Genomic DNA, 11,593 nt, shown 5'->3' on the forward strand with positions numbered 1-11,593 from the left:
CTGAACCTATCCGCCCCAATGCATCCGCCCCGCTCAAGCCGTATCGACCGATGCCCAAGACCCCACCCCCGCCGCCTCCCCTGCCCATCCTGCCCGACGTGTTGCAGCCGCGCCTGCGCGTCGTGTTCTGTGGAACCGCCGCCGGCAGGCGTTCAGCTGTGGAGGGCGCCTACTATGCCCATCCCGGCAACCTGTTCTGGCGCGCGCTATTCCTGGCCGGATTCACCCCAAGGCTGCTGACGCCTCAGGAATTTCCCAAGCTTCCTCCATTCGGCCTTGGCCTTACCGACCTAGCCAAGCACCACGCCGGCAACGATGACGAACTGCCCCTGGGCGCGTTCGACGTCCCCGCGCTGGTGACCAAGGTCGAAAAGTACGCCCCCGGCATCCTGGCCCTGACCAGCAAGAACGCAGCCCGGGCGCTACTGGGGCGGGCGGCGGCCTATGGCCTGCAAGGCAGCTCTATCGGCGGCACGCGCCTGTTCGTGCTGCCATCCCCATCCGGACAAGCGCGAGGCCATTGGCAGTTGGAGCCATGGATGGTCCTCGCAAGACTGGCCACGAGCCCGGGAATACCTTCAAACGCCATGCCATGAGCTCATCGCCCCGAGTGGCGCAGAGCAGGGGCCGGCGGCATGATGGAAGATAACCATGCGACAAAGGGGGGAGCGGATGATTTTGCCGTGGCTTGCGAAGACGTACCGCGCTGTCTTTTTCCTGGGGTTGCTGGTCGCCTACGTGCTCGTACTGTACCTCTTCGCGACGCCAACGCATGACGATGCCTTCATGTCATGCGTCCGTTTCGCCGCCCCCGCCATCGAGTTGGCTTGCGCATGGCTGATCTGCGACGTGCTGCTGGCGCTAGCCCGACGCCGAGGGAGCCGCCTGGCGCTGGGTTTGCCATGGGCCGTGGCACTTACGATCGCCCTTGTCTACGCCGCACAGATCTATTCGATCTACCTTTCGGGCAATTTCATCAGTGTGCTGGCGATACAAAATCGCGCGGAAAGCCGCATCGTGCGAAATGCCACCATGTATATGTCGATCGCACTCGCCGTGGCGTGGTGGCTGGTCTTTGTCGTGGGACAGCTTTGCGAACAAAAGCTCGCTGCCGCCAGCGATCAAGACAACGTCGCCCCATTGCAAGGCAGGACACGGCTGGCGATCGCCGTGCTCTTAGGATTATCGGCCGCGCTTTTGTTCCAACGGCAGCACGATACTGGCATGCTCGAAGTGGGCTACACACAGTCACCGGTCATTACCTTCGTGCGCAACGTTTTCGATTCGACGCGAAGCGTTGGCGACGCAGATCGCGCAAACTCGCTCAACGCACCATCCGCCGCGCCGAGCCGCGAACGCTTTCCCCTTGAAAAGTCCCTGATCTACGACACGCCACTGCCCTATCAGGCGAAAGGCGTTGCCGGTACACGGCCCAACGTCATCGTCATCTTCTCCGAAGGCGTATCCGCGCGGCTGCTTGGCTGCTATGGCGGCAAATATCCTGGACTGACACCGAACATCGACCGGCTCGCCAGTGTTTCAATGCGCGTCATCGATTACTACAACCACACCGCGGCCACGTATCGCGGCCTGCGTGGACAAATGGTGTCGGGTTACCCGCAAGCCGGCGGCGATGACGACAAAACCCAGGCCACCGATGCCGCGACAATGGCGTCGCTTTCGATTCAATACCGATCCGTACCCATGATGCTCAAACAGGAGCATTACAATACCTACTTCATATCCCCGCATTACAACCGCGTCGGGCTCAACGATTTATTGCGCTCGCTTGGATTCGACAAAGTTTATTCATTCGAAGACGTAAGCCGGACGGTCTTGCCCGGCAACAAGCTTTACTACGTGGAAGGAGCGCTGAGCGATGACGACGAGTTTGGTGCACTGCGCGCGCTGATGACCCGGGGCGAGCTGAACGGCAAGGATCGCCCGTTCTTCATGGGTCTTTACAATTTCGGGACGCACGCGTTCATCGATATCATGCCCAACGGTGCGAAGTACGGCGACGGCGGCAACTCCGCGCTCAACAAGCTGCATAACTTCGATCACGCGCTGGGCGCATTTCTCGATTACTTCTTCGCTAGCCCCTACGCGAAAAACACCATCCTTGTACTAACCGCCGATCACGCTACCTATCCGGATCAGGATTACCGTGCCGTAGCGGGCGACGGCTACAAGCCACTGCTGGTGGATCGCATTCCGCTGATCATTTACGACCCCACGCACAAGCTCCCCGCGATACTGGATGCACGAGCAAGAACATCCATCGATCTGGCCCCCACCCTCATGCAACTGCTCGGCATCCAGAAGGAAACCAACAGCTTCCTGGGCACATCGCTGTTTGAACCCACACCCAGCTTGATCGGCATGGCGGCCATCGGCGACGAGTTTTTCGCGACCGACCCCGCCGGCGTCTATCCTGAGGCTGACGTACCCGAGCAATACAAAAAAGCCTTCTTGCAGAAAAAGCAGCTGGTCGAGCGCTATTACCAACTGGAGGCGCAAAATAGGTTGTTTCCGACCATCGCCAGCCCATCCGCAGCAGAGACCGCCAAGCACTGAGAACCCGCAAAAGGGGGCGTTCGACCGCGGCGGGGACGGGGCAACACGCATCGCGATAGCGTTGGCATATCGACATGAGCCGGAGAACTTGCGCCGCCGCAAATATTTGCGCAATTTCCAATGGCCTCCGGCCTATGGTTGCCAACAAGAAAATTGTCTAGGCTACTATCTTCCCGGCAACCCCTCATGTCAGTCCTCACACAGCGGCACGCCGTGCGTTGGAGGGCTGATGGAAATCATCGGTTATGTGGATCGTCAAAATCGCGCTTGAGCGGCCGCTCACCTTCATCGTTCTGGCGCTGCTGCTATTGATCCTGGGGCCCCTGGCCATTCTTCGCACGCCGGTCGACATCTTCCCGAACATCGACATTCCCGTGGTTTCGGTGGTGTGGCAATACACGGGGCTTCCCGCCGAAGACATGAACAACCGCATCGTCTCCGGTTATGAGCGCGCACTGACCACCACCGTCAATGACATCGAGCACACCGAGACCAACTCGCTCAACGGCGTGGGCCTGATCAAGGTCTTCTTCCAGCCGAACGTGAAGATCGACATGGCCGTGGCGCAGGTGACGGCGATTTCGCAGACGGTGCTCAAGTCGATGCCGGCCGGCACGACGCCGCCGCTGATCCTGGTGTACAACGCTTCCACCGTGCCGGTGCTGCAGTTTGCGTTGTCGTCCAAGCAATTGTCGGAAACCACGATCTTCGACGACGCCAACCAGATCGTGCGCACTTTCGTCACTTCCGTGCGTGGCGCGGCCACCCCCTATCCCTATGGCGGCAAGCAGCGCCAGGTGGAGGTGGATCTCAATCCGCAGGCCCTGCTTGCGCACGGCCTGGCTGCGTCCGACGTAGTCACCGCGATCGCCGACCAGAACCTGATCCTGCCGGCGGGCACGGAAAAAATCGGCGATACCGAGTACAGCGTGCGCTTGAACGGCAGCCCGCTCAACGCCGAGGACCTGAACAACGCCCCGATCAAGACCGTCAACGGCATCACCATCTACGTGCGCGACGTGGCGCACGTGCACGATGGCTCGCCGCCGCAGACCAACATCGTGCGCGTGAACGGCCAGCGCGCGGTGCTGATGTCGATCCTGAAGATCGGCGATGCTTCCACGCTCGATATCGTGGACAGCCTGCAGGGCATGCTGCCGGCCATCCGCGCGGCCATTCCCAAAGCGCTGCAGATCAACTCGCTGTCCGACCAGTCGCTGTTCGTGCGCGCGGCAATTTCCGGCGTCATCCGCGAAGGCGCGATCGCGGCAGGCCTCACGGGCCTGATGATTCTGCTGTTCCTGGGTTCGTGGCGCTCTACGCTGATCATCGCGATCTCGATCCCGCTGTCGATCCTCGCCTCGATCATCGCGCTGTCGGCGCTGGGCGAGACGATCAACATCATGACGCTGGGCGGCCTTGCGCTGGCCGTGGGTATCCTGGTCGACGATGCCACGGTGACGATCGAAAACATCAACTCGCACCTGGAAGAAGGCAAGGAGGTCTACGACGCGATCATGGAAGGCGCGCACCAGATCGCGGTGCCGGCGTTCGTGTCCACGCTGTCGATCTGCATCGTGTTCGTGCCGATCTTCTTCCTCGGCGGCGTGGCGAAATACCTGTTCGCACCGCTGGCCGAGGCAGTAGTGTTTGCGATGCTGGCCTCCTACGTGCTGTCGCGAACGCTGGTGCCCACGCTGTCGCTATTCTGGCTGCAGAAGCACGAGCACGATAAAAAGCCCACCGGCGCGCTCAGTCACTTCCAGCACGGTTTTGAAACCCGCTTCGAAAAGATTCGCGAGGGCTATCGCCATGCGCTGGAAACGGCCGAACGCCATCGCGGCCTGTTCACGATCCTGTTTTTCGCCAGCTGCGCACTGTCGGTGGGATTGCTCGCGCCGTGGCTGGGGCGCGACTTCTTCCCGTACGTGGACGGCGGCCAGATCAAATTGCACTTCCGCGCCCCGACGGGCCTGCGCATCGAAGAAACGGCGAGGCAGGCCGACGGCATCGAAAATGTGATCCGCCAGGTCATTCCCAAGGCGGAATTGGCAAGCATCGTCGACACGCTCGGCGTGCCCTACAGCGGCATCAACCTGTCCTACAGCAACACCGGCGTCATCGGCACGTCCGACGGCGATATCTTCGTGACGCTCAGCGAAGACCATCACCCGACCATCGAGTACGTGCGCAAGCTGCGCGATGAACTCAAGCACAAATACCCAAGCGTGGTGTTCTCGTTTTTGCCCGCCGATATCGTGGGCCAGATCCTGAACTTCGGCGCGCCCGCACCGATCGACGTACAGGTGTCCAGCCACGATTCCAACGCTTCCACGAGGATCGCCAAAGAGATCTACAGCGATCTGCTGCACGTGCCCGGGCTGGTGGATTTGCGCATCCAACAGGCGCAGAACCTGCCGCAGATCAACGTGAACGTGGATCGCACGCGCGCCAGCATCGTCAACCTCACCACCAACGACATCGCCAGCAACCTGCTCACCGCGCTGGCGGGGTCCTCGCAGGTCAATCCCACTTTCTGGGTCGATCCCAGGACCGGCATCAGCTACACGCTCGCCACGCAGGCGCCGCAATATCGCCTCGATACCTTGCAGGCACTGAAGAATCTGCCGATCACCAGCGTGTCCGGCGCAACGGCGGCGAATGCGAGCAGCGCCACCCCGGGCGCACCCAGCCAGATTCTCGCCAATCTGGCCAGCTTCGGGCGCAGCTTCGGCCCGGCCGAGGTATCGCACTACAGCACGCGCCCGCTGATCGACATCTACGGTTCGGTCGATCGCACGGACCTGGGCAGCGTGGCCAGCGACGTGCAACGCATCGTGGAGCAACATTCGAAGAACCTGCCGCGCGACGTGAATATCAACATCCGCGGCCAGGTGCAGACGATGCAGGCTTCCTACAAGGGATTGCTGGGTGGCCTCGCGTTCGCAATCATCCTGGTGTACTTGCTGATCGTGGTGAATTTCCAGAGCTGGCTCGATCCGATGATCATCATCGCCGCGCTGCCGGCGGCCTTGGCGGGCCTGGTGTGGATGCTATTCCTCACGCACACGCCGCTGTCGGTCCCCGCGCTGATGGGCGCGATCATGTGCATGGGCGTGGCAACGGCGAACTCGATCCTGGTGATCAGCTTCGCGCGCGAGCGCCTGGCGCATCACGACGACCCGGTGAAGGCCGCGCTCGAAGCGGGCTACCAGCGGTTCCGTCCCGTGTTGATGACGGCCCTGGCGATGATCATCGGCATGGTGCCGATGGCGCTGGGCCTTGGCGAAGGCGGCGAGCAGAACGCGCCGCTGGGCCGTGCCGTGATCGGCGGCCTGCTCTTGGCCACCGCCGCCACCCTGTTCTTTGTCCCGACCTTTTTCAGTCTGCTGCATCGGCGCCGCAAGGCGCGCCGCGATGCGGCTGCCGCGTGAGATCACCTACATGTCCAGCGCCAACGCCCCCGCTCCGCATCACTCCGGCAAACCATCGCACGGTGCCAGGCTGGTTCTCATCGGCATCGGTGTCGCGCTGGCGGCGCTTGCCGTCTACGGCATCATCACCCGCGTCCAGGCCCGCCATGCGCTGGCCGAAGACACCAACCGCGACGCGGTGGCCACGGTCAACGTAACGACCGTCCAGTCGGCACCCCAGGACCAGCAACTTACCCTGCCCGGTACCGTCGCCTCCTGGCAGGACGCGCAGATCTACGCGCGCACCACCGGCTACGTCGCCAAGTGGAACGTGGATATCGGCACGCGCGTGAAGAAAGGCCAGCGCCTGGCCGAGCTGGACACACCCGATGTCGATAACCAGCTGCTGCAAGGCAAGGCGCAGATGCGCACCGACGTGGCCAACATGAACTTCGCCAAGATCACCGCCGATCGCTACGAGAAGCTGGTCCAGCAGGGTCTGGTGGCGGCGCAAACGGGCGATCAGTACGTGGCGCAATACAAGGCCGACCTGGCTACCGTGCAGGCCGATGAAGCCAACGTGGCGCACCTGCAGAACCTGGAAGACTTCAAACACATCACCGCGCCGTTCGACGGTGTGATCACGCAGCGCAACCTCGACATCGGCGCCTTGATCGACGCCGGCTCCACCGGCAGCAATCTGTTCGTGATCGCCGACACCAGCAAGCTGCGCGTGTATGTCGACGTGCCGGAAAACTACGCCGCCAGCATCCGGGTCGGCATGCCCGCCGAAGTCTCTCTAAACACCTACGGCGCCAAGCCGATCGCCGGCACCGTGGCGCGCACGGCCGATGCACTGGACCCCACCACGCGTACGCTGCGCACCGAAATCGACGTGGACAACGCCAGCCAGGCACTGGTGCCGGGCGTGTATGCCAACGTCAAGCTGGCCGTGTCGACGGCAACCAGGGATTTCATCGTGCCGGCCAACACCTTGCTGTTTCGCAGCGAAGGCATGCGCGTGGCACTGGTCGATAGCCAGCAGCATATTCATCTGCAGCCCATTACGCTGGGGCGCGATTTCGGCAGTACCGTGGAAGTGGTCGACGGCCTCCACGACAACGACCGCATCGTGATCAGCCCGCCCGATTCGATATACGAGGGGCAGCAAGTGAACGTCAACAAGGGCCAGGCCAGCCCGCCCCGGCAAGCCGCTGTGAAGTGATCAGTCCACCGGCGTATGCCGGTACGTGACGACGTCGCGCTCTTCCACTGCAGCGGCGCGATTGGACCAGGCCTGGCGAACGTAGGTGACGACGGCGGCGACATCCGCGTCGCTCAGTTGTTGCGCGTACGGCGGCATCGAATACGGACGCGGGTTGCCCTGCGTCAGCGGTGCAAACCCGCCCAGCAACACCGCGCGGGTGGCGTTCATACCGGTGGGTTCGAGCACCGTTGCATTGCCGTCCAGCGGTGGGTAGACACCGGCTATCCCTGCGCCATCCTTGCCATGGCAGCTCGCGCAACGCTGCGCATAAATACCCTGCCCCCGCTCGATCAGCGGTTTGCTATCGAAGCTGGGCTTGGTCGTCAAAGGCTTGGGGCGTGCCGGCAACGATTGCAGATAATCGGCGATCGCCTGCAGGTCTTCATCGCGCAGGTGTTGCGTGCTGCCCACCACCACGTCCGCCATCGGCCCCAGCGCGCTGCCCTTGGACGCCTGGCCGGTCTTGAGCAGATCGACGATGTCCTGCTTGCTCCATCCCTGCAGGCCACCGTGTGCCTGCATGCTCAGATCCGGCGCATACCAGTCCACTTCCGGAATACGTCCGCCGGAAAGCGGCGCGCGCGGCTCCACGCCGCCCCATGTGCCGCGCGGTGCGTGGCATTCGATGCAATGCCCAAGCCCCTGCACCAGATAGGCGCCGCGATTCCACGACGCCGATTGCGCCGGATCGGCTTGATAGACACCTTCCTTGAAATAAAGCGCGCGCCAGGCCGCAAGCGTGGCACGCACGTTGTAGGGAAAGCGCAAACCCAGCGGCGTGGCTTGCTGACGCACCGGCGGCAAGGATTTCAGATACGCGAAGATCGCGATCGCATCCTCACGTGTGACCTTGGTAAAGGAGGTGTAGGAGAACACCGGATAAAGCAGCTCACCGTGGCGGCCCACGCCGCTGTGCAATGCGCGCCAGAAATCCTCCAGGCGCCACTGTCCCAGCCCGGTTTGCGGATCGGGCGTGAGGTTGGACGATGGAACATTGCCGAACGGCGTGGGTAACAAACGCCCGCCCGCATAGCGAGCCCCGCCTTGGGCGGTATGGCACGACACGCAATCGCCAGCCGTGGCCAGATAGCGGCCTTTGGCGATCACGGTCGGATCTTTCAGCATTGCCGCAATCGCCGGATCTTCCGCCATGCCGGGCGCCGCGTTCGACCGGTGCGCCAGCCACCACCACAACGCAAGCGCCAGCACCGCCAGCACCAGTGGAATCCACAGCAGACGCTTCATGAGCCGCCTCCCGCGGCATCGAGCACACCGCAGCGCAAGGGCGGCGTAATGGAACCGGCGGGTTGCGGATGCGTATCGGCAGGCACCTCATGGCTGGCCAGCCATGCGGCGACAGCGCTGATGTCCGTCGGCGCAAGGCGATTGGCGATGATGGCCATGCAATCGGGTGCCGCCGATGCACGCGTACCTGTTCGCCAGGAACCGAGCTGGGAACTGATGTAGTCGTACGGCAAGCCGACCAGCCCGGGCACCGACGGCTCGGTGCCGGTCAACGCCTTGCCATGGCAGGCCTGGCATGGCGGCACCTTGAGCGCGGGATCGCCCAGGCTCACCAGCTGCTGCCCGCGTTGCAGCAATGACGGCGCGATATCCGGCACGGGTGCACGCTCATACGGCACCTGCTGCGCGGCGAAGTATTCGGCGATTTGGTGAATGTAGGCCGGACTCAGTTGCCGCACCGTGTATTCCATCGGCGCGTAATGGCGGCGCCCGCGCTGGAAGTTCTGGATTTGCAGCGCCAGGTATCCAGCCGGCTTTCCGGCTAAACGCGGAAAGAAGCCGCTGCCGGGCGAACCCTCGCCATGCAAACCGTGGCAAGCCGTGCAAGCGGCGATGCGTTGCTTCAGCGTATCGGGCACGGACGCTTGATCGGCATAGGCGATACCGCCGGCAACCATACCGGCCAGCACAAGCACCCATGACATGATGCGGCGGTATCCGAACGGCAAGACGGCTCTCCCCATGCCCGCAGTATAAGGCGGCCGCGTGCGCCAGCCGCGCCATGTGCGGTTATGCTGCGGCATCGTGCCACAACCCTTGTGCTGATTCGCTTCGGAGGTCGTCATGGTCCGTTTGTTGCCGTTGTGCACCGCGTTGGCGCTTGCCCTCGCATCGGTCACCCCGCTTGCCGCCAAGGACGACCACCAGGGCGTGGCCTGGCAAACCGTTCCCGAACTGCGCAAACAAATGGATGCCGGCAAGCTGAGCAGCAAGACGCTGGTACAGGACGACATCGCGCGGATCAGGAAGATCGACCAGGCCGGGCCGACCCTGCGTTCGGTGCTGGAGTTGAATCCCGACGCGCTGAAAATTGCCGCCGCGCTGGACAAGCGGCACGGCGCCGCGCACGGTCCGCTTTACGGCATCCCCGTCTTGCTGAAAGACAACATCGACACCGGCGACCGCACGCTTACCACCGCCGGCTCGCTCGCCTTGGCCGACGCACCCGCGCCCAAGGACGCCGCGCTGGTGGTCCGGCTGCGCCAGGCGGGCGCGGTCATCCTGGGCAAGGCCAACTTGAGCGAATGGGCGGATATGCGTTCGGCCCATGCCAGCAGCGGCTGGACGGGCCGTGGCGGACAGACGCGCAACCCCTACGCGCTGGATCGAAACCCCTGCGGTTCGAGCTCGGGCTCGGCCGTCGCCGTGGCGGCAGGGCTCGTTCCGGTGGCGGTGGGCACGGAAACCGACGGCTCGATCATCTGTCCGGCATCGATGAACGGCATCGTGGGCATCAAGCCGACGCTGGGCCTGGTCAGTCGCAGCGGCATCATCCCGATCAGCCACAACCAGGACACCGCGGGCCCCTTGGCGCGCGACGTCACGGACGCAGCTATTCTGCTCAGCGCCATGGCGGGCAGCGATCCCAACGATCCGGCCACCGTCGATGCGGACAAACACGCCACCGATTACACCCGCTTTCTCGACCCGAACGGATTGCGCGGCAAGCGCATCGGCGTGGTGCGCGCGCTGGCCGGCAGCGAACCCAATGCCGACCGCGTGCTCGACGAAGCCATCGCCGCGATGAAAGCGCAGGGCGCGATCATCGTCGATCCGGTCGTCCTGCCGCATCTGTCGGAACTGGGCGATCCGGAAATGACCGTGATGCTGTATGACTTCAAGCACGATCTCAACGCCTATCTCGCCACCCGCACCGGGCTGCAGGTAAAAACGCTGGCCGACGTGATCGCCTTTGACCAGCGCCACGCGCAGCAGGAAATGCCGTGGTTCGGCCAGGATCTGCTGGAACAGGCGCAGGCCAAAGGGCCACTGACCGACAAGGCGTACACCGATGCGCTGACCAAAGCGAAACAACTTTCCGGTCCGCAAGGCATCGATGCCGCGCTGCAGGCCAATCATCTGGATGCGCTGCTCTCGCCTTCGTGGGGCCCCGCTTACCTCACGGACCTGGTACTGGGCGATCACATCGTCAGCGGCAATCCCACCATTGGCGGAGCCTCACAGCCGGCGGCCGTGGCGGGTTACCCATCGATCACCGTACCGGCGGGCTGGGCACATGGGCTTCCGGTTGGCATCGTGTTCTTCGGCACGAAGTGGAGCGAGCCGACGCTGATTTCCATCGCCTATGGCTTTGAGCAACACACCCATGCCTGGCAAGCGCCAAAATTCCTGCCCACGGTGGATGGTCATTCTTATGCGCCGGTGACCGTAGCCGGCCACTGAGCGTTGTGGGCGAAGCGTAACCCGATATCTCATTACCACAGCATCGAGCGTCCACGCATTTACGTTATAGCAACCTTCCACTGCCACGGATCGACTGAATCGGATGGAGTTGCAGCTGGTGACCAATCGTTTTGCGTCCCGGCGACATGACGTGTCTGGTGTTCCAGATGGAACGCCAGACACGTTTTAATAATCAACATAACGTAAAAGATATTCTTATGCGTATTGATAAACTTCCTGGCGCCAACGGCGCTTATCTTTCGTGCGATTTGCCCAACTCATCCACCGCCGCCGCCGCAGAACCGGCCACAACCTCCAATACGAAAAACACCACGGCTCAAACCAACCTCCAGCACCATGACCCCATCGGCGGTGGCACCGGCATCGATACAAAACCGGTGGATTACCAGACCTGGCTGAACCATACCGCGCCCGAGCCTTGGGCGGCCGGCCGGACATATAAACCTGGCGACCAGGTGATTTACGGCCAGAATGTTTATCAATTGGTGGGCGCATGGGATAGCCATGACATCCGGCCCGACACCTGGCGCAGCAACTGGTGGTATAGCGGGAGCGTCCAGAACAATTACAACTATTACGCGAAGCTGCCGCCTGGAACCGCCAGCTA

The 11,593-nt window shown here is 62.7% G+C and carries 8 protein-coding genes; 6 read left to right on the top strand and 2 right to left on the bottom strand.

The annotated features are described in order from the left end of the window. Positions 1-50: 50 nt before the first annotated feature. The 4 genes from VME63_RS11070 to VME63_RS11085 all read left to right on the top strand — a co-directional run bounded on the left by VME63_RS11070 (position 51) and on the right by VME63_RS11085 (position 7,215). Entirely contained in the window at positions 51-596 is a 546-nt protein-coding gene (locus VME63_RS11070) for a mismatch-specific DNA-glycosylase (RefSeq protein WP_325433224.1), read from the top strand. A 76-nt stretch (positions 597-672) separates the two neighbouring features. Beyond that, a complete protein-coding gene (locus tag VME63_RS11075) occupies positions 673-2,577 on the top strand; it encodes an LTA synthase family protein (protein ID WP_325433226.1) in 1,905 nt (634 codons plus the stop codon). Positions 2,578-2,822: 245 nt separating this feature from the next. Further along, positions 2,823-6,011, top strand: coding sequence for an efflux RND transporter permease subunit (locus VME63_RS11080; protein ID WP_325433228.1), 3,189 nt, complete (start codon positions 2,823-2,825; stop codon positions 6,009-6,011). Continuing rightward, positions 5,995-7,215, top strand: a complete 1,221-nt coding sequence (locus VME63_RS11085; protein ID WP_325433230.1) for an efflux RND transporter periplasmic adaptor subunit — start codon at positions 5,995-5,997, stop codon at positions 7,213-7,215. The genes VME63_RS11080 and VME63_RS11085 overlap by 17 nt, the downstream gene beginning before the upstream one ends. Here VME63_RS11085 and VME63_RS11090 read toward each other — a convergent pair whose 3' ends face one another. Both VME63_RS11090 and VME63_RS11095 read right to left on the bottom strand, forming a co-directional pair. Next, on the bottom strand, positions 7,216-8,502 hold the full coding sequence (locus VME63_RS11090; protein WP_325433232.1) for a cytochrome c: 1,287 nt from the start codon (positions 8,500-8,502) through the stop codon (positions 7,216-7,218). After that, positions 8,499-9,206, bottom strand: coding sequence for a c-type cytochrome (locus tag VME63_RS11095; protein WP_414648245.1), 708 nt, complete (start codon positions 9,204-9,206; stop codon positions 8,499-8,501). The genes VME63_RS11090 and VME63_RS11095 overlap by 4 nt, the downstream gene beginning before the upstream one ends. Positions 9,207-9,345: 139 nt before the next feature. Between VME63_RS11095 and VME63_RS11100 the strand changes: the two genes are divergently transcribed. Next, positions 9,346-10,965, top strand: a complete 1,620-nt coding sequence (locus VME63_RS11100; RefSeq protein WP_325433234.1) for an amidase — start codon at positions 9,346-9,348, stop codon at positions 10,963-10,965. A gap of 167 nt (positions 10,966-11,132) precedes the next feature. Then, the coding region (locus tag VME63_RS11105) for a hypothetical protein (protein ID WP_325433235.1) at positions 11,133-11,593 on the top strand (461 nt) is incomplete at its 3' end.

This window comes from Dyella sp. (assembly GCF_035503745.1).
GTDB lineage: Bacteria > Pseudomonadota > Gammaproteobacteria > Xanthomonadales > Rhodanobacteraceae > Dyella_B.